The organism is Lacrimispora sp., from assembly GCF_047605665.1.
Lineage (GTDB): Bacteria > Bacillota > Clostridia > Lachnospirales > Lachnospiraceae > Lacrimispora.
The window spans coordinates 173,706-193,419 of record NZ_JASGFH010000003.1; the positions used below are offsets into that span (position 1 = coordinate 173,706).

17 protein-coding genes are annotated in these 19,714 nt (G+C 42.4%); 2 read left to right on the forward strand and 15 right to left on the reverse strand.

Annotated elements, in window-relative coordinates; translation table 11 throughout:
* Positions 1-17: 17 nt before the first annotated feature.
* From QM657_RS03430 to QM657_RS03450, 5 genes are all read right to left on the reverse strand, one after another.
* Entirely contained in the window at positions 18-1,016 is a 999-nt protein-coding gene (locus QM657_RS03430; protein ID WP_415065140.1) for an ABC transporter ATP-binding protein, read from the reverse strand.
* A gap of 16 nt (positions 1,017-1,032) precedes the next feature.
* On the reverse strand, positions 1,033-1,923 hold the full coding sequence (locus tag QM657_RS03435; RefSeq protein ID WP_415065141.1) for an ABC transporter permease: 891 nt from the start codon (positions 1,921-1,923) through the stop codon (positions 1,033-1,035).
* Positions 1,923-2,864, reverse strand: a complete 942-nt coding sequence (locus tag QM657_RS03440; RefSeq protein WP_415065142.1) for an ABC transporter permease — start codon at positions 2,862-2,864, stop codon at positions 1,923-1,925. The genes QM657_RS03435 and QM657_RS03440 overlap by 1 nt, the downstream gene beginning before the upstream one ends.
* A gap of 99 nt (positions 2,865-2,963) precedes the next feature.
* Positions 2,964-4,571, reverse strand: a complete 1,608-nt coding sequence (locus tag QM657_RS03445) for an ABC transporter substrate-binding protein (RefSeq protein WP_415065143.1) — start codon at positions 4,569-4,571, stop codon at positions 2,964-2,966.
* Positions 4,572-4,805: 234 nt separating this feature from the next.
* Positions 4,806-5,843 carry a zinc-dependent alcohol dehydrogenase gene (locus tag QM657_RS03450; protein ID WP_415065144.1) on the reverse strand — a complete coding sequence of 346 codons (1,038 nt, stop codon included), beginning with the start codon at positions 5,841-5,843 and terminating at the stop codon, positions 4,806-4,808.
* 788 nt (positions 5,844-6,631) lie between these two features.
* On the opposite strand from QM657_RS03450, the gene QM657_RS03455 reads away from it, so the two are divergent.
* Entirely contained in the window at positions 6,632-7,651 is a 1,020-nt protein-coding gene (locus tag QM657_RS03455; RefSeq protein ID WP_415065145.1) for a LacI family DNA-binding transcriptional regulator, read from the forward strand.
* Between the two features lie 400 nt (positions 7,652-8,051).
* On the opposite strand, the gene QM657_RS03460 is transcribed toward QM657_RS03455, so the two are convergent.
* The 7 genes from QM657_RS03460 to QM657_RS03490 are packed head-to-tail and all read right to left on the reverse strand — an operon-like array spanning position 8,052 to position 14,130.
* On the reverse strand, positions 8,052-9,017 hold the full coding sequence (locus tag QM657_RS03460) for a sugar phosphate isomerase/epimerase family protein (RefSeq protein WP_415065146.1): 966 nt from the start codon (positions 9,015-9,017) through the stop codon (positions 8,052-8,054).
* Between the two features lie 22 nt (positions 9,018-9,039).
* The gene (locus QM657_RS03465; RefSeq protein WP_415065147.1) at positions 9,040-10,143 is read right to left on the reverse strand and encodes a Gfo/Idh/MocA family protein; all 1,104 of its coding nucleotides are present in this window, start codon (positions 10,141-10,143) and stop codon (positions 9,040-9,042) included.
* A 33-nt stretch (positions 10,144-10,176) separates the two neighbouring features.
* Positions 10,177-11,121, reverse strand: a complete 945-nt coding sequence (locus QM657_RS03470) for an ROK family protein (RefSeq protein WP_415065148.1) — start codon at positions 11,119-11,121, stop codon at positions 10,177-10,179.
* Positions 11,122-11,142: 21 nt separating this feature from the next.
* Entirely contained in the window at positions 11,143-11,703 is a 561-nt protein-coding gene (locus tag QM657_RS03475) for an SIS domain-containing protein (protein ID WP_415065149.1), read from the reverse strand.
* 24 nt (positions 11,704-11,727) lie between these two features.
* Positions 11,728-12,165: a cupin domain-containing protein gene (locus QM657_RS03480; RefSeq protein WP_415065150.1), complete on the reverse strand. Its 438-nt coding sequence runs from the start codon at positions 12,163-12,165 to the stop codon at positions 11,728-11,730.
* Positions 12,166-12,202: 37 nt separating this feature from the next.
* Complete coding sequence (locus QM657_RS03485; RefSeq protein ID WP_415065151.1) at positions 12,203-13,243, reverse strand: zinc-dependent alcohol dehydrogenase; 1,041 nt, start codon at positions 13,241-13,243, stop codon at positions 12,203-12,205.
* A gap of 56 nt (positions 13,244-13,299) precedes the next feature.
* Positions 13,300-14,130, reverse strand: coding sequence for a sugar phosphate isomerase/epimerase family protein (locus tag QM657_RS03490; protein ID WP_415065152.1), 831 nt, complete (start codon positions 14,128-14,130; stop codon positions 13,300-13,302).
* A 558-nt stretch (positions 14,131-14,688) separates the two neighbouring features.
* On the opposite strand from QM657_RS03490, the gene QM657_RS03495 reads away from it, so the two are divergent.
* The gene (locus tag QM657_RS03495) at positions 14,689-15,693 is read left to right on the forward strand and encodes a LacI family DNA-binding transcriptional regulator (RefSeq protein ID WP_415065153.1); all 1,005 of its coding nucleotides are present in this window, start codon (positions 14,689-14,691) and stop codon (positions 15,691-15,693) included.
* Positions 15,694-16,105: 412 nt separating this feature from the next.
* Here the strand turns inward: QM657_RS03495 and QM657_RS03500 are convergent, their stop codons facing one another.
* The 3 genes from QM657_RS03500 to QM657_RS03510 form a co-directional block, all read right to left on the reverse strand.
* Entirely contained in the window at positions 16,106-16,372 is a 267-nt protein-coding gene (locus QM657_RS03500; protein ID WP_415065154.1) for a helix-turn-helix domain-containing protein, read from the reverse strand.
* Between the two features lie 12 nt (positions 16,373-16,384).
* Entirely contained in the window at positions 16,385-18,199 is a 1,815-nt protein-coding gene (locus QM657_RS03505; protein WP_415065155.1) for a VirD4-like conjugal transfer protein, CD1115 family, read from the reverse strand.
* 70 nt (positions 18,200-18,269) lie between these two features.
* Entirely contained in the window at positions 18,270-19,688 is a 1,419-nt protein-coding gene (locus QM657_RS03510) for a DUF3991 and toprim domain-containing protein (RefSeq protein ID WP_415065156.1), read from the reverse strand.
* Positions 19,689-19,714: the final 26 nt, after the last annotated feature.

Consider the following 19,714-nt stretch of genomic DNA (forward strand, 5'->3'; position numbering starts at 1 on the left):
ATCGCTCCTTTATTATATTAAACATCCTTGTCGCAATGGCACATATGACAATGCACAAAGTGATTCGGGCTGACTTCTTTGAAAGGAACATCACCGTGTTTACATTCCTCCGTTGCATGCTTGCATCTGGGATGAAAGCTGCAGCCATCGGGCAGATTCTCAGGATCCGGCGGCATGCCTGGGATGGGCGTTAGCCGTTTGACATCTTTGTCCAGGCTGGGAATAGAACCGAACAGACCGATTGTATAAGGATGAACCGGATCGAGGAACAGATCTTCCTTGGATGCATATTCAACGATCTGACCCGCATAGATAACAGCCACATTATCACATGATTCAGCCACAACACCCAGATCATGGGTGATAAGAATCATAGAAGTATTCAGTTTTTTCTGCAGCGCACTGATCATATCCATTACCTGTGCCTGAATCGTTACGTCCAGAGCAGTGGTAGGTTCATCAGCCAGCAGCAGTTCCGGATTACAGGCTAACGCAATAGCAATGACCACGCGCTGCTTCATACCACCGGAAAACTGATGTGGAAATTCTGCATATCGATCTGCTGGTATGCCTACCATTTCCAACATTTCCATTGCCTTATCCATTGCTTCTTTTTTGCTGACAGACTCGTGAAGCGAAACAACTTCCGCAATCTGGTCACCAACTGTAATAAGCGGGTTAAGGGCTGTCATCGGATCCTGGAAAATCATCGAGATCTTGTTACCTCGTACTTTCCGCATTTCCTTTTCGGGAAGTTTCAGCAAGTCACTATCTTCAAGAATAATTTCTCCATTCAAAATTTTTGCAGGCGGATTCGGCAGGACGCCGAGAATTGATTTCGCAATAGTCGTCTTTCCGGCGCCCGTCTCACCAACCAGCCCCAGGCTTTCACCACGCTTGATGTTAAGTGAAACACCATTCACAGCATGTACAGTTGCTCCAGCAGATGTATAAACCACTTTCAGGTCTCGAACCGAAAGCAGAAAATCACTAGTTTTCATTTCTTCTTTCAACATATTAATTTTCTCCTTATCAGTTTTTCAGTTTGGGATCCAATGCATCACGAAGGCCGTCACCCAGCATATTCAATGACAGCACTGTAAGCATAATCATAATGCCAGAAAAAGTCACCATATGAGGGTAGTTACGAATATAGCTTCTGCCCGCACTCAGCATTGCGCCCCATTCCGGATTCGGCGGCTGAACGCCCAATCCAATAAAGCTCATTGCTGATGCCGATATAATCGCGTTTGCAACACCCATAGTAAGTTGAACGATTAGCGGCGACAGAGCATTTGGAAGAATGTGCTTTACAATGATCCTGGTCGTACTGCAATTGATAGCTGTGGCAGCTTCCAGATATTCCATTCGCCGGATATTTAAGACAGATGCACGAGTCATACGTACAAAACCAGGAATATTACTTATAATAATTGCGAGAATACAGTTATTGAGGCCGGGACCTAACGCCGCACAGATGGCAATCGCCAGGATAAGTGGTGGCAGTGCCTGAAAAACATCCATAAACCGCATGATAACAGCATCCACTTTCCCGCCAAAATAACCGCAGATCGAGCCAAGCATAATACCGATTACGGAAGCTCCAGCCATAGAAATAAAACCAATCTTCAGAGAAGCACGGCTGCCGATGATCAGACGGCTCATGATATCTCTTCCAAGTTCATCTGTGCCGAAGGGATGTAGCAGACTCGGCAATCCAAACGTATGAAACAAGTCTGTTTCAGTATAAGAGTAAGGAGCAATTAGAGGTCCAAAAATTGCAATCATCATCATAAATGTCAGAATAAACAGACCGCCCATTGCCATTTTATTTTTTTTCAATCGGCGTAACATAATTGCCGTCATCGATTGTTTTTTTGCAGTCTGACTGCTAAGAGTCTTGCTTTCTTTCTGTAGATTCATCATTTACCTCCCTTACTGAACTCTGCCCGGATTCGGGGATCGATCACGGTGTAAAGAATATCAACCAACAACATCACCACGCCAAAGACAGCCGCAATAAAAATGACAGAACCTTGGATCGCGGGATAATCACGGGAATTTATCGATGTAATCATATAGCTTCCCAGTCCCGGGATGGAAAAAACAGTTTCCGCCACCAGTGTGCCACCAAGCAATATACCAAAGGTCGCACCGGCCTGGGTAACGACAGGGATTAGTGCATTTCTGAGTGCATGGTTATAGATAATCTTTCTTTCCTCCTGCCCTTTAGCACGGGCGGTGGTAATATAATCCGATCGAATTACCTCCAGCATGCTCGATCTGGTCATTCTTGCCATTGCCGCAATGCCCATCATCGACACCGTAAAACAGGGAAGAATATAAAACTGAATTCCCCCAACACCACTGGCAGGAAATAAACCGAGCTTAAGAGCAAAAACAATAGACATTATCTGACCAAACCAGAAGGTAGGCATGGAAATACCCAGCAGTGCAATTGTCATCGATACTCTATCCTTCCAGGTATTCCTGTAAACAGCAGCCGTTATCCCCAGCGGAACGCCAAACCCCAAAGCAAATGCCATGCTGAGCAGAGCAACCCGGAAGGTATAGCCAAATCGCATCAGAATTTCTTCCTGCACATTTCTGCCATTGATATACGATGTTCCAAAATCAAATCTGGTTATGACACCTTTTATGTAGTAGAAAAACCGGCTCAGGAACGGCTGATTTAATCCCAGTTTTTCACGAAGTTCCTGAATCGCTTCCGGGGTAGCCTGCGCCCCCAGGATAATTGCAGCAGGATCACCGGGCGTAAAAGACATAATCGCAAAGATTAGAAATGCAACACCCAGGAGAACCGGGATCATCATGAAGATTCTCCTAACAATAAACTTTTTCATTAAAAAACTCCTTTTCTGTTTTCATAAAGTAGACACTTTCATTCAATAATTAAAAGTGTCTACTTTTCAAAGGCTAGCATATAACATAAACAAGGGATATTACTTGTTTCTAGCCCAGCTATCAGAATAAGTGCTCAGGTTAGGCAGACAGTCCTGCCCCAGGAAGATAAATGGTTTCATGGCGTCTACATGAACATAGTTGGTGTAAGTGTAAGCATATGGATACATGCAGTTGGTTTCTTCAATATATTTCCAAAGTTCATCAACCGTTTCTTCGGAGTGAGTATCACGGCCCAGAGCAGCAGTCAGTAGTTCTTGCATATGAAGATCATCCGAAAAGAAGGTATTCTTGCCATCTTCTCCTGCCTGTAGATACCATTTCCAACCACAGGGAACATAGCTCTGACCGTTAGGTGCAACCTGGCAGAGATAAAAGTCATATGCCTCAGGCTGATAGCGATAGGTCTGGTAAAGAGCATTTTCATAAGTAAGTATTTCAACCGTAATCCCGATCTCCGCCAGATATGCCTGGATGACCTCACAGGTAGATCGGTATTCAGGCATGTCCTTAGTCATCAGTCGAACGGTTATTCCGCCGTCAGGATAGCCGGCTTCTGCCATCAGCTCTTTTGCTTTTTCAAGATTATATTCATAAGGAATGCTATCGTTCCATGATTCAACATAGTCAACAAAGTAGTTGCCTTCAGGAACAGCCGCAACGTTAGGAAGCGCCCCCTTGCCGTCGTAAATGCTCTGAATAATAGCAGCCCCGTCAATCGCATAGCTGACAGCCTGTCGCAATTTTTGATTAGAGAATACATTGGATTCGTCACAGTTAAAGCCAATCGATCTGACCATAGTATAAGGAACTGTTTCCGTGGCAAAACCGGGCTTGTTATCAAAAGCAGCCGCATCTTTGGTTGATAGATTGTATGCAAAATCAACAGATCTTGTCTCAAGCTCGATCGCCACCTGAGCTGATTCAGCAATGAAGCGAACTTCAATTTCATCACAGTTCTGGTTATTCAGTACCCCATCCTTGTTCCAGTAACTTTCATCTTTTACAAAGGTGATCGAAGAGCCAGGCAGCCACGCCTTAATAACATAGGGGCCGGTACCAATCGGATCACTGGAGAATCCGGTCGTGCTCTTTTCATAAGCCTCCTGAGAAACGATACTAACCGCTGTCACGACCCTTTCAAAAGCACCAACAAGGTCAGGAGTAAAGGTCATCTCAACCTTATAGTCGTCAATTTTTTTTACTGACTGAAGTTCTCCGCAATCATTCTTTCTTTCACCGATTTCCAATATCTTGTTATAGCAGAATACAACATCGTCCGCTGTAATCGGGTTCCCCTGGGAATCATGGACATTCTCATTCATCGTAATGAGATATACACCGTCCCCGGTACGCTCGTATCCAGACGCAATAACAGGTGTCAGTTCGCCAGTCTTATAATAATCCTCGAAAAGACCTTCGTAGAAAACGTAAGACATTTGATCTCTTACAGAGTTGGTAGCGTTAAACGGAAGATAGTTTCCGGGATCAGCTGCAGATGCAATAACCACCTTGATGTAATTAGCCCCTTCTTTACCGCTGTCTGTTGCTGGATTACTTTTGTCCGTTGTGGATCCACAAGCCGCAAGAGAAATACACATAACTGCAGCAATTAAAAAAGCAACCGATCTTTTCATTATTTTTTTCATAAATACACTTCTCCTTATTATATTTATAATTTTTTGTTTCTAATGTGTTCTATGAAGATGCTCTTCCCTTAGTACCTGATAAAATAAAAATTGCCTGAATTGTTACTATCCCCCTTCCGTTTATATAATAATTTCTTGGAATCTAAGCCCCTATCATATACGGCTCATTGATTCCTTTATATAAAAACCACCCGCCTTTCATTTTCTTGCTGGAAGTGATTCTTAATCTTATCTTTAATTAAACTTTACTACTGCCTTAATTGCATCTCCCGACATCATATCCTCAAAAGCCCTCAGCGCATCCTTATAGTCATAAACAGTAATTAACTTTTTCAAATCATCCTGAATATTAACCAGTGTTTCCAACGATGCAGACGAACCGTCTGTCTTACGATGGGGAAATGGCCCCTTCGCCCCAACCATCGTTAATTCTTTCCGCATAATTGGTGTTAGCTCCAGTGTACCAGCAAGCTCGTGGTATACACTGGCAACAACGATTTTCCCACCAGGCCGAACAGCTTCAAATGCACGTTTCAAAACTGATACAACGCCTGTCGCTTCTATTACAATATCAGCACCTTTGTCTCCAACCATTTCCTTGATCTGTTCTAACCAGTCTGGAGCATTGCTATCAACCACATCCAAAAGATTTAACTGACGTATCTTTTCCAGTCTGGCATTGTTATTATCTACCCCGATCACAATATCTGCGCCCATGCCTCTTAGAATACGTGCTGCAATTAAGCCCATCGTTCCCATACCGAATATTACAACATGATCCCCTGGTATGATATTCGCCTGTCTTGCTATACGGTATGCGCAGTTCGTTGGTTCTAACAATGTGGCTGTAACGTCATCAATTTCCTGTGGAAGTGAACTAATAAAACTATAATCCGGCCTATTGAGAACCAGCGTCTCCTCTGCAAATCCGCCTGGAAGCAGGGCATCATTCATGCTCTTACAATAGTTTTGCAATCCATTTAGGCAGTTCCAGCATTGCCCGCAAGTCCTGGACAATTCACTAGCTACGCGCGTCCCTGGTGCGATACCATTTGCACCGTCTCCTGCGTCTACCACAACTCCTGAAAATTCATGCCCAAAATACCTTTCCTCTGTAAAAGAACGATTACCTTTAAACAAAGCAATATCACTTCCACAAACACTACAGGCACTGACGTTCACCTTGACAGTTCCAAGCCGCAGTTGTCCGACTCCTTCCCAGTGATTCTGAAGCTCCAATTTACCATAATCAATTAGTGCTACTCTTCTCATATTCTCCCTGTTTCCTCTCTATTTTCTGTAAAGTCAGGAAGTCCTACTTATCATTCCACAACACTTATGTACATCTTGTGTAAACATAATATAAAACTGCCCACTTAGAACCAGTTTTCGGTTTCCTCTGCTATCAATAACCAACTATACCTCAACATAATCTCTAGATCACTCAGCCGATAACCCCCCTGAATTACAACGCCAAAACCGTCAGCACCAATAGGTACCGCAAGTCAAAAGATAAAACAAACTGGCGATAGCCTCTTACGAGAGTCTAAAAATCAACTTTACGATTGTATTTAATTATCAACGTACTATTAGAGAAGGTCTGATGGAATTTGATTATTCTTTCAACTCTCAAATATAAATGCCATACTGCATAATGTAATCCTTTACATTTAGTGTCAAAAACATAATAATAAATGACCTTTCTTTGCATCATTTCACTAAAAAACGTGTAAAAAATATAATAAAAAAGAATAAATTGCTAAGTATCATTTGTTTTTTAGTGGTTTTTTTATTGATACAATGTATTCGATTACATTTTATAAACACATCATAACATTACTATTTTCCTTTGTCAATCTGTTTGATATGTGAATTTTATCTAAATTTTAATCTATTTTTTTGTTTATTATGCCCTTTCACTTATATTGTTTCCAAATTAAAATATAAAATATTTTTGGAAAGCTCATTTTATGTTAAAGACAACTTGACAAAATTGTATTTCACTGTTATGTTTACTTAAAAGACAATTATGTAATCGATTTAAAGAGGAGTATATTACATTGACTACTATAACAGATGTCGCCAAAGTTGCAGGTGTATCCACCGCTACTGTTTCTCGTGTATTACATAACGATAAATCCGTCAAACCAGCAACCTATAATGCCGTCATGAAAGCTATCGCAGAATTGGATTATAAACCTAATATTTTAGCGCGTCAGATGCGCACTCAAAAAACAAAGACAATTATTGTGATTGTTCCGGATATTAGTAATACTTTTATTTCCGAAATATTATTCAGTATTGAACAGTGTGCAGAAGAGCATGACTACCGTGTGCTAATTGCAGATATGCAAAATCAACCCAGCATTGAAGATTATTATTTTCAAGCGATTCAGCAGCATACTGTAGATGGGATCATCTCTTTGTCGGCCAATATTGCCAAAAGTCTGATGGAACAGGTTGCTGAAAAATACCCAATTGTTGTTGCATGCCAGTATCTTGAGAACTGCAACATTCCCAATGTAACGATTGATAACAGCAACGCAGCTTTCTCAATTACAGAGCATCTGATTCAACTCGGTCATACACAGATCGCTCATATTACTGGACATCCTAATTCTATACTGTTTCGCGACCGTATGAATGGCTACATATCCGCACTGACAAAGCATGAAATAGCTATTGATTTGGAGCTTGTTCAATATGGTAGTTCTTCTATTCAAAGCGGCTACGACCAGACACGGCGGCTTCTGGATTCAAAAAAATCCTTTAGTGCTATCTTTGCTGCTGGAGATATTATGGCATTGGGTGCAATTAAGGCGTTAAAAGATAAAGGATTTCGAGTTCCAGAAGACTATGCAGTTGTTGGCTTTGATGATATCGAAATATCTTCATTTTGGGAGCCACCTCTTACAACGGTCCGCCAACCTAGACGTCTGATTGGAAAAACGGCATTTAACAAACTTCTCAGCCTGATGAATATGGAACCTTTGACAAACGTCCATGATATTTTAGAATACGAAATCGTTATTAGAGAAAGCTGCGGATATTCACAGCAACACAGAGATAAAAAAAAGTAAAGATGCTATTTGTGTTTTGAATATTTTATTGCCCCTTATATCCCTCAAAAACGGCCATGACATAAACTATTGAGCAGCTTATGCATGGCCGTCAGACCAGCCTCAGGTACTAAATTACAACCTATCTTATATCCAACTCTTCTGGCGTTTCAGCTTCTTCCGTAGTATCAAGTTGCTCCATCACATGTTATGAACAAAAAACTTATCATCTTCAAATGCAAAATGGTGACTCCCGATATTTAACACTTCGGTAATCACCATTTTTTATGCTTTTTATTGTTTCTGCTGCACCAGCGGCGGAAATAAAACAGGCTTATTTGTATAGGTATAATATATATGTTGCTGGCAGGCAAACCAAGCCTGGTATAGTTGCTTTGACCCTAAATGTAATGTTACTGGGTCACGCCCACCACATCTCTGTTTTTTCTTCAAAGATCAGAGAGTCTTTAATCACCCGAACAGCCTTCTCCAAACCTTCAAACCGATTTACCAGACTGTCCTCATGTTCTATGCTCACTGCTCCATCGTATCCAATTGCACGCAAAGTGGAAAAGATATTTTTCCAATAAGCTAAATCATTGCCATAACCAATCGTTCGAAATATCCAGGAACGATTGATCTCATCACTGTAATGCTTGGTATCCAGAACACCATTGATGGCAGTATTGATTGGATCGACTCTTACATCCTTCGCATGCACATGATAGATCGCATCCTTAAGCTCCCTGATCACCGAAACCGGATCCATTCCCTGCCAAAGCAAATGGCTTGGGTCAAAATTTACGCCTATCTCCAATCCGACTGCCGCACGGAGCCTTTTCAATGTCTCAGAATTATACACCATAAATCCCGGATGCAGCTCCAATGCAATCTTAGTCACCCCATTTTCCTTTGCAAAAGCAGCAAACTCCTTCCAATATGGTATCAGTATTTCATTCCATTGATATTCCAGAATCTTAAGATAATCCTCCGGCCAGGAACAAGTCACCCAGTTTGGAAATCTTGAGTCAGGACCGTCTCCGGCGCACCCGGAAAAACAGGTAATTGTGTTAAGTCCCAGTTCCTTACAAAGGCGGACCGCATCTCGCATATCTGTATCGTGGGCAGCTGCAATCGCCTGATCCGGATGAATCGGGTTGCCGTGACAGGAAAGTGCACTGATTGTCATACCGGAATCCTCGATTGTCTGCTTAAAACCTGCCAGTTTTTCCTGATCCGCAAGTAAAACTGCAGGATTCACATGGGACTTGCCTGCATAACCACCGCATCCCGGTTCGATTGTCTGAATCCCCATTTTCTGGAAATATTCGAGAGCCTCTCCAAGTGATTTGTCCTGCAAAATATTAGCAACAATGCCTACTTTCATTATTATTGCCTCCTCCCGTTACCTAATCAACATGAATCCAGCGACCTGTTTTTGCGCTTTCACACATTTTATCAATCACTTGCATCTGATGTAATCCATCCTCAAAGGTTGCATATGGATTTGTTGGTTTTATTCCACGAATTGCTCCATAGATGGCAATAAAATTCTGCTTGAATGCATCCGGAAATCCCTCTACATGTCCGCCCGGATAGCTTATGATCGGAGCTGTTTTCGGATGAGCCAGGGTCCGGTCTTTAGTCAGCAGGCGATTTGGCTCATTGCGGTACCCCAGCTTCAGCTCACTGATGCTTTCGCTGTCCCATTCAGCAGAGATTTCAGAACCGGATACTTTTATCGTTGTCTGGTTTTTACTGCCCTGATACACCTGCGAAAATACGGCGTTTCCTACTGCACCATTGTCAAAACGAACCGTAACATAGGAAGTATCTTCGGTATCTACCTGGACATCCTTTAATTTTCCTGCCTGATTTATCTTTCTGACCGGCAGCGCAGTCTGAAACTCTGCAAATACCTCTTTCACTTTGCTTCCAGTCACATACTCTGCAAGATCAATCCAATGGGAGCCAATATCGGATGTGACACGGGTATTCCCGCCATTTTCTGATAACATCCGCCAATTAAAATCTGTTTTCTGTGAAAAGCAATCCTGTAAATATCCGCCATGGACGCCGTAGATTTTACCAAGGACACCATCCTGGATCATATTGCGAAGCTGATGGTTCGCCGGATAGAAACGGTTATGTAAATTTACTGCATGGATCAGACCGCTTGCCTTTGCTGCTGTAAGCATTTCTGCCGCTTCCCCCGCATTTCTTGCCATTGGTTTCTCACAGATCACATTTACTCCATGTTCAAATGCATACATCGCAATTTCTTTATGAGTATTATTTGGTGTACATATATGAATGCAATCTGGTTTTGTCATCTCGATCATCTCACGATAATCTGCGAATCCATTTGGAACATCCAATTCCTCAGCCTTACATTGCGGATCCATAATATCTACCAGTGCAACTACATCCACACCGGACACCCGCTTAAGCGCCTCCACGTGTGCTGCACCAATAAACCCCGAACCGATAACTGCTGCTTTTAATCTCGCCACGTTATCCTCCTCCTCTCTCATATTCCGCTTTTCTTATTTCTCCAGAACCAAGGATGCTGCGCCAAGAAGTGCTGCTTCATAGCCAAGCGGAGTTTTTATAATATCAATATCCTGCATCCGTTTAAATGCATTTTGCTGTACGGAGGCACGAATGGATGGAAGCAGAAGGTCAAGGGACGCCGCCACACCTCCGCCAATCACAATTGCCTGAATATCTAAAATGTTAATACAATAGGAAATGCCGCGTCCTAAGTATGTACCGATCTGATCCATAATCTCCAAAGCATCCGTATTTCCTGCCTTTGCAAGTGTTGCACATCCAACTCCATCCGGCTTTAATCCCATCTCATCAAGTGCTTTTGCAAAAGCAGGTGATTCAAGCTTACGCTTTCTCGTCTCACGAATCAGTGCTGTTCCTGAACCGTGTGCTTCCAGACATCCATACTGACCGCATGGACAATGTGCCGGTGTCTTATATTCAACTTTTAGGTGTCCCAGCTCACCGGCAAAACCATGACCTCCGCGAACCAGCTGTGAACCTTCCACCACTGCGCCACCGACCCCTGTGCTCACTGTCATCCAGATAAAATCGGTATAATTTCTTCCCAGACCAAATCTCTGCTCGCCAATGGCACAGGCGTTCACGTCATTCTCGCACCTTACCTTTGAAATACCGATATTTGTCCTAAAAAATTCTGCTACTGCAACATTTTCCCAGTTTGCATAAGGGGCATAAATCAGAACACCACTTTCATTATTCACGATACCGGGAAGTGACACACCCAGACCAATGAAGTCCTCTGCCATCAAATCCATGCGTTGCATTAGATTCTTCATTGCCTGTACACACAATTCCAGATGTGTCTCATGATTGGCAGTAACTGACGAAAAATTTTCCTGTGCTAAAATCACACCTTTCTCATCCAGAACAGCGGCAATGGTTTTTGTTCCTCCAATGTCTAATGCTGCAATATACATAGATTTATCCTCCAGCATGTCTTATGCACTTGCATTCCCCGCATAAATCTGCTGTGAAATCGCATGACCCAGAATCACATGGATATCCTCAACCACACCATAATTGCCAGACGGAATAATCATAGCAAAGTCAGACATATCAATAATCTTACCGCCCTTATCCGCTACTACACATGCAGTTTTTGCACCAATCTCATTTGCATAACGGTGTGCTTCAACGAGATTCGATGAACTTCCGGAAACAGAGAAGGTCAATACCAAGTCACCTGGTTCCAGAAAGTTCTTCATCTGCTCAACAAAAGTGTTTTCATAACCGCAATCATTCCCAAGTGCACTGAAGATTGCTCCATTATCTGCCGGTGAAAAAATCTTAAGGCGTTTGGAATCGCCGGTGTTAATGCCTTTACCAAAATCACATACCCAATGGGAGGCAGATGCCGCACTGCCGCCATTGCCAAGTAAAAAGAGCTGCTTTCCGTTATTTCTCGTCTCTTCAATCAAATCAAAGAGCTGCTGAATATCCTCTCTTTTAAGACCCTCAATCGTTTCATTTAACATTTCACTGTATTTATCAAAAAACATGCTTCTTTCCTCCAATTTAATTTTTTATGCTTCTTCAATATACTCCCCGGAGTTATCCTCCAAGATGTCATAGCCCGCACGCAGATAAAGATCCAACTGAGGCGGAGTTGCGATACCAAGTGTAACAAAGTCCTCTGTATTTTCTGCCGGATTACGTGTTCCATGCTCGACACCAGGAGGTGCGAATACAATATCTCCCGCTTCAACCGGGATCCATTTATCATAAAGATAGCACTCGCCCTTACCGCTGTGGATGATCAGAATTTCCTCAGAGATTGGGTGCTTATGGGGAGCAAACTCCTTTCCCGGCTTATGGAAACCAACTGCAATATTGGCTCCGCGACATCCCATCTTCGGGTTTAATGCAAAATGTACATCATGCCCATTTGGCATTGTCCATACTTCGCCGCCGCCAATGCTGAATTTTCCTCCATATTTCATTACATGTTCTTTTTTAGTCATAACAATTTCTCCTTCTGAATTTTTTTCTTTCACTATTTTACTTACAAAACCGGATGACCGTTTTGATTGCTGATCCGGACATCATATCATCGAACGCCGAAAGTGCATCTTTATAATCATAAACGCTGATCAACTGCTTTAGGTCATCCTGAAGTTTTACCAGAATATCAACTGCAGCAGAGGTTCCATCGGTCTTAAGATGCGGATACGGTCCTTTGGATCCTATGATGGTCAGCTCTTTGCGCATAATTGGCAAAAGCTCTACCGTATCTGCAAAACCGCTGTAAACACTGCCGACCACAATACGTCCACCGCGACGAACCACCTGAAATGCACTCTGCAAAACCGGAAGTGCGCCGGTAAGCTCAATAATTACGTCCGCACCCTCCGCGCCACACCGTTCAAGAATCTGCTCCTGCCAGTTCTCATCATTACTGTCAACAACATCAACAAATCCAAGCTGGCGTATTTTTTCGAGACGTGCCTGACTCTTATCCACTCCGACAACAACATCCACACCCATGCTCTTGATAATCCGGGCTGCAATCAGGCCCATTGGTCCCATGCCAAAGACAACCACAGTTTCGCCATGCTTTATATTTGCCTGGCGCACCGCATGATAAGCACAGTTCGCCGGCTCCAGCAGCGTTGCAGTAATATCATCAATGGCATCTGGAATCGGGCTGATGAAACTGTACTCCGGAGTATTCAGGACGAGCGTTTCCTCTGAAAATCCTCCCGGAAGAAGCGCGTCGTTCATACTCTTGCAATAATTCGGCAGTCCGTTGCGGCAATTCCAACAGTGTCCACAGGCTCTGGACAGCTCACTTGCTACACGCATTCCCTTCTTAATTCCATTTGCGCCATCCCCAGCATCAATGACAATACCGGAAAACTCATGTCCGAAATATCTCTCATTCTCAAGGGAACGCTTTCCGTGATAAAGTGCGATATCACTTCCACAGATACTGCAGGCAGTTACCTCAATCTTTACAGTCCCTGGTTTGAGTGCTTGAATGCTCTCACAGTTTTCCTGTAATTCTAATTTTCCGTAATCAACTAATGCTACTCTTCTCATAAAATCTATCCTTTCCATGCTTCTGAGTTTAGAAACTGTGCAGCCGAAATATATACCTAGCCAAAAATGGAACGGGCATGTCTGATACCGTTACCCATATGTTCCACCGACTCCTCGAAGGTGTCATACCAGAGCTTCCATGGATAAAGCCCGAATACCTCAAAGGAACAATATCCCTGAAAATCCACTTCACGCAGCGCCTCTGCGACAGCTGCAAAGTCAAAATGCCCATCCCCCGGAGCCTGGCGGTTGGAATCTGCAAGATGCAGGTTTGCCAGTGTGTGACCATACTTGCGGATCGTATCCGCTGGATTTACTTCTTCTATATTCTGATGATAGGTGTCTGCCATTGTACGGACATTTGGAAGGTTGACCATATTTACAAAGTCTACCGCCTCTTCCAAGGTATTCAGAAAGTTGGTTTCATAACGGTTGATTGCTTCTATCGCCAGGGTGATTCCCTTTTCCTGCGCATACAGACCTGCTTGGCGGATTACCTCAGTCATACACTTCACGCCTGAGACTCTGTCCCAGTCAGGCTCGAAACTTCTGGTTTTTCCACCGCTGCCGACAATAACGGTCGGACATTCCAGATCATATGCAAGATCCACTATCTGTTTCATATAGGCAACAGACTTCTTCATCATCTCTGGATCGACACTCAATAACCGAATGGTTCCATCAAAAATATAATGAAGAGCACTGCATACAATTCCAGCATCATGAATCCAGCCTAAAACTTCTTTACGACGTTTTATTGTAGACTCTACTGGCAAATGGAGTGCTGCGGTCAGTTCAACTGCATCAAACCCGAGTTCAGCGGAAGTTTCAATAATTTTTTTCAAATCTGCCATGCCGAAGGCTGCAGTACAAGCACTTAGCTTCATATTTTTCCCCTTTTCAATTGAATTCAATAAACAGGTTATATCACTCGGTATCCCAGTATCGTCAGAACAAAGGTGACAAGTACCGGAGATTCACCTTATCTGTCCAAAGAAAACCTGTATGTAACACGTCGTTTCAAGATATACTCCCTGCTGCGATAATGACGATAGCTGTGAGGCAGGATGCTGAGATAATGTCCTCAATCCATGCAACCACCATATCTAACCGTTTTCAAGTCATTTTACCCTCCTTTACTCTTTTTTTGAAATCGGTTACATTTGTATTTTAAGTATAATTCACATTATATTCGTTGTCAATTATGTATTTCTTCTAATTTTCAGACCCTTAATTTGTAACTTTTGTCTAATAATATTATAACAGATATTCAAGAAAATGTAATCGATTGTAAAAAGCAAATGCATCAAACCATATTAGTTTCGACGTTTTTCTTGCAATTATAATTGAATTACTATATAATGAAATCCATTACACAAATAATTATTTTCAGAAAAAAATCCATAAATCCTTTCGACACTTTATAACTTATTTGGAGGATATATATGAATGCACCAACTATAAAAGATGTGGCAAATGCTGCTGGAGTTTCTGCTGCAACCATATCCAGAGTGCTCAGCAATCCGGATATGGTCAAACCTGCGACAAGAGAACGAGTACTTCAAATTGTTAAAGAAATGAATTACCAGCCAAACGTACTTGCACGTCAGCTTCGGACCCAGACAACAAAAGCAGTTATCGTTATTGTTCCAACTATAAAGAACTCTTTTTTTCAGGGAATTATATCTGGGATTGGCGTAGAAGCGGAAAGCCTGGGATATCAAATGCTTATTGCTGATTTAAACAGTCAGCCTTCACTCGAAAGCTATTATTTCGAAGCGATCCAGCAACGACAGGTAGACGGTATCATCTCTCTTTCTGCCAATATGACAAAAAAACTAGAAACACTACTTAACGATAAATATCCTTTGATTATGGTGGCACAATGCGTTCCTGATCACACAATACCAAGTATATCCATTGATAATGTGGCTGCTTCAAAAGCACTCATGACCCATCTCGTCCGACTTGGACACCGCAACATTGCACACATCTCTGCCGATCCAAAACAGAGTCCATACCAAGATCGTTTAAACAGCTATATTTCTGTACTTGAAGAACACAATATTCCTGTTGATAATGAACTGATTAGTTACGGAGAACCCTCTATCAAAGGTGGGTATGATCAGATGTGGTCATTGCTGGCAAAGAAAAAAACAATCACAGCCGTGTTTGCGGCAGGTGATACTATGGCGATTGGTGCAATGAAAGCACTAAAGGATCAGGGGTTGCGTGTTCCTGAAGACTGTGCTGTCGTTGGCTTTGATGATATTGACCTTTCTGCTTTTTGGGAACCGGCACTTACCACCATCCGACAGCCAAAAGAAATGCTTGGAAGAAGAGCTTTCCAAAAATTGCTGGCACTCTTGCAGAATGAGCCCGTTACAGGTGGTCAGGAATTTCTCCCATATGAGCTAATCATTCGAGAAAGTTGTGGTTATTTCCTATAACTGACAATGTAATAATATCTGGGGCAAAAAAATTTAAATCATTAGTAAATTGAGATTGTCCAAATCGGAGGGGGCATAATATGATTGATATGGCCCCTAAAAGATGGACTTTACGGTGAAGTGGATTTTTCCATATCTAAGTTTTATGAAATATAACGAATCATCTCTTCGAGAATGCCATCGTCTACATACTTTAAGTCCCCCCTCTCTTTCATAAATTCATTCACATCTTTATATTTCTCAAATTATATCAATGAGAATAAAATAAAAAATATATTTCTATTTTTCTGTGATAAATATATTTATAAAGTGAGTGATTCTAGTTGGGTCACAATGAACCCTACCTCAGTTCAGCGAAAAGACGAATTATCCCCTTGGAGGAAAATCCGTCCTTTTACCGAACTTCAATCTGTTATTTCTTTAAAATTATTCGATTAGATGTTTTACTGCCATTCTCCCGGTATCTTGGTTCTTTTTCAATAAGCCCTGCTTTAACCAAATCATTCATGGCCCGCTTTACTGTGCTACAGGAAAGATGCAAATCAGAAGCAATAGTTTTTACAGCAGGCCAACAGTCCGATTTCTTCCCCGAACGGTCATACAGATACATGTAAACAACCCTCGCCCGATGGGGAAGTTCAGCAGGCGAAGCAGAATAAATGTGGCTGAAATAACTCATGAAAACTCCTCTTCACGTTTTGAGTATGGTACGGCGGCGCACTTCAGGAGATTCTGGTACTTGTGCATGAAATAATCCCGTTGATCCTCCTAATATCTCTCCAGTTTCTTCATCTATTGCCATACAGGCGGTATGCTTTCGGACGATGTTTTCTTCCAGCGTCTGTTTATCAGCATACACGACTCTTCTGTGTGCCTTTTCTACCACGGTATAAGGTTCTCCGAAACGGATACCCCAGTCTCGAAACAATCTCAGCCTCGTCTTCATTGGATGAGTACCTGTTTTCATAACAACAAAATTCCCTTTAGGAATAGATTTTAACTCATCCGGATTCATAAGTGGGCGCTCCATCATCTGCAGGGATTGGCTAGGATCATTTTTTCCACGGCTCACACTACCACTCATGACAGTGCGGCTGCCCAAGGCTTTACTCAATACCTCAGCAGTCTGGCTGTTCGGAGCGAATCCACCGAATATAACATCCTGGCAATTATCTATAATTATTTCCGATCCTTCCTTCCCATAATTTTTCACTAACTGTCCCGTTATCGATTGCACAATCGGTACCAGAAGCAGGCCGCGTGATCTCGATGCACTAAACATTAGTTCAAGCGATTGTATTGGTGGTATGGTCCCTATCTCATCCATATAAAATATGACTCGGTTTTTAAGCTTTCCTCCGTTATCATCAGCTATCGCAAGAATTTCTCGATACAACTGTTGTAAAAATAAACTTACCATAAAATATTTCGTTGTATCCTCTTCTGGCAATACAATAAACAACACAGATTTTTGATTACAGAATTTTTCTGCGTCAATAGCTGTTTCAAAACACAGAATCTGTTCCATCTCACTATCCAGAAAGGCATTGAGCCGGGAAAGTACGGTAGAAAGTACCGACGCCATAGCCTGTTCCGCAGAATTAAGGGCGGCACCGGCAAACCAGCGGGCTTTATGATCAGGCGGCAGTTTATCCATGAGAAGTTGGAACTGACTTTTACCTTTTACCTTGCTGGGAGTCAATAAGTCCTGCACCAGTTTGAACACACTGATAATATGGCGACAGTCCATTTTTTTTCCATCATCCTTAGTAGGTGGCATATATTCAGCAAGTAGTAAAATCACCGAAGATAGAAGTCCTTCTGCGGCATCATAAAAAAACTGATTTTGGCCATAATTTTCCTCACTGGAATTAATGATGGTTTTAGAAATAAGTTTGGCATATTTTTCAGCTTTTGCCTTTGCCACAAGATTATTTTCATTGGCAAGATACTGATCCATATATGTGTTGACCAGATGAAGCATATTGTTACCATCGGAGCGTGTAGGATTTCTTAGGTCAATAACAGCCACATGGTAGCCGTAGTAGTCACGGGCAATGGTGCCATAATTGCGGTAAAGATCGCCTTTGGTATCAGTGGTCAAAAAACTCATACCAGAGGCACAGGCATACTCTAGGTTAGGATATAGAAAAAAGGCAGTTTTCCCAATACCTGACGCACCAACCATAAGACAGTGGATATCATCTGTATCAACCAATGCTATGACCCTGTTTTTTACCTCTATGCTGCCGAGAATAATTCCCTGCTCGTCTGCTGTAGGCAGGTCCTCTCCTCTCCTCCACTTCTCTGGCTGAAAAGGAATATGGCGGTAGGTATTTTTGATTTCCTGCTTAGAAGCAAACCGTGCCGTTCCATGTTGTCCATCTCCTACAGTGCGGGATTTGATTCCATTTAAGGTATAATAATGAGCCAAAAGAGAAAGACCTCCAATGACAAAAAACATCACAGCGGCTGATGCAATTAAAATATAAACCTGAGTCGGCATGATCGTATTCTCCTTCCTCTGAACTGATTTAAAATGTCAGAAGCGGAGATAACGTTTTATTCATCAGGGCTTACATGGATAATTTCATTTCTTGACTCTGCTCCATCTTTTGTTTGTTTTTTTCCAATAGAATCATCCCCTTGAAGCTCTGGGCAGCAATACTTTCATAGCACTCTGCCAGACTATTCTTTTCACTGACAGACACCACACGCTCAATTCCCCGCAGGGACATAATATCTGATTCCAACAAATTAATCCTCGTTTTCAGATGCCCACGATTCTCATAAGTCTTGAAACCGTTACGCAATCTTGCTTGTACAGTTGCGACGTCCATACTGTCATCCGTTTGCTGATACGCCCTCACGGCGGCAGTCAATGATAGACAGCAAATCTCACGCAAGCAATCATCTACATCGGAAAACCTTCCCCAATGCATGTGGGAACGGGCTTTCGTGAGCAGGGTCGACAGAACGTCTCCGTTACAGTTTAATTCCTCTTTCATAGTCTCTTCAGCTAGCCATTTGCATATTTTATCTCGAATCAAATGTTGAGGATGTTCCTCCGACGGAATTGCCGGTAAACCATGGTTTGCTTTGATGTCTTCATTCCAATCCTTGTGTACAGACATCTCTATATCACATGAAATTCCTTTTTTAGATAACTGATCTTGATATTTCTCCGATGATTCGATTCCTGCCTCGTCATGATCCAGACACAATACTACATGGTATAAATGGGGATACAGTTCCAGCATCTTCAGCATTGCGTTCTGTGCAACTCCACAGAGTGCCACATAGCTGTGATTCTGCCAATCCTGGGGATGTAAGGTGATATAGGACAATAAGTCAACGGGAGCTTCGAACACATAGAGTCTGTTGCTAGTGCCCACATAGTGAAAGCTGTAATTTGGATCACAGCTATCTACGTTACCCTTGAAACCAGTTCCTTGGGTATAAAGTCCCCGCTTATGAGCATGTCGGGGAACTCCATTTTCATCATATCCCACAAATACCGCATTGTGATATTCCTTCGTACCATCCTTAGATTTCTCAAAGCTTTCATACAAAAGTTTTGCCCTTGCAAAGTAATTGACCACTCCTCTGTCGATAAAGCGGGTTTTTACCAGATAAGCATAGACACGGCGCATATCACCGTGAGGATTAGGTAGGATAAATGGCTGCTTCGACTCCTGTTTGTTTTGCGAGGCAGGTGGATAGATCACACCCTTTTCACCCCCCAGCAACATAGTCACTGCTTCTGGAAAAGTAAGACCATAAAAATTCTGCACAAACTCAATTGCATAACCACCTTCTTCTGCGGAGTGATCGTACCATCGGTTTCCACAGACGGTGATGCTTCGGTCAGATGCCAGACGTTTATCGCTGCCACTGGGAAGCAGCTTCTCATTCTGACGTTGAAGAAAGTCTACAAGATCAACATTGTTGGCACGATATTTTTGATCGTCTGTAAAATGCACATAGCCCCCCATAGCCGCACCTCCTACTTATAGCAGTT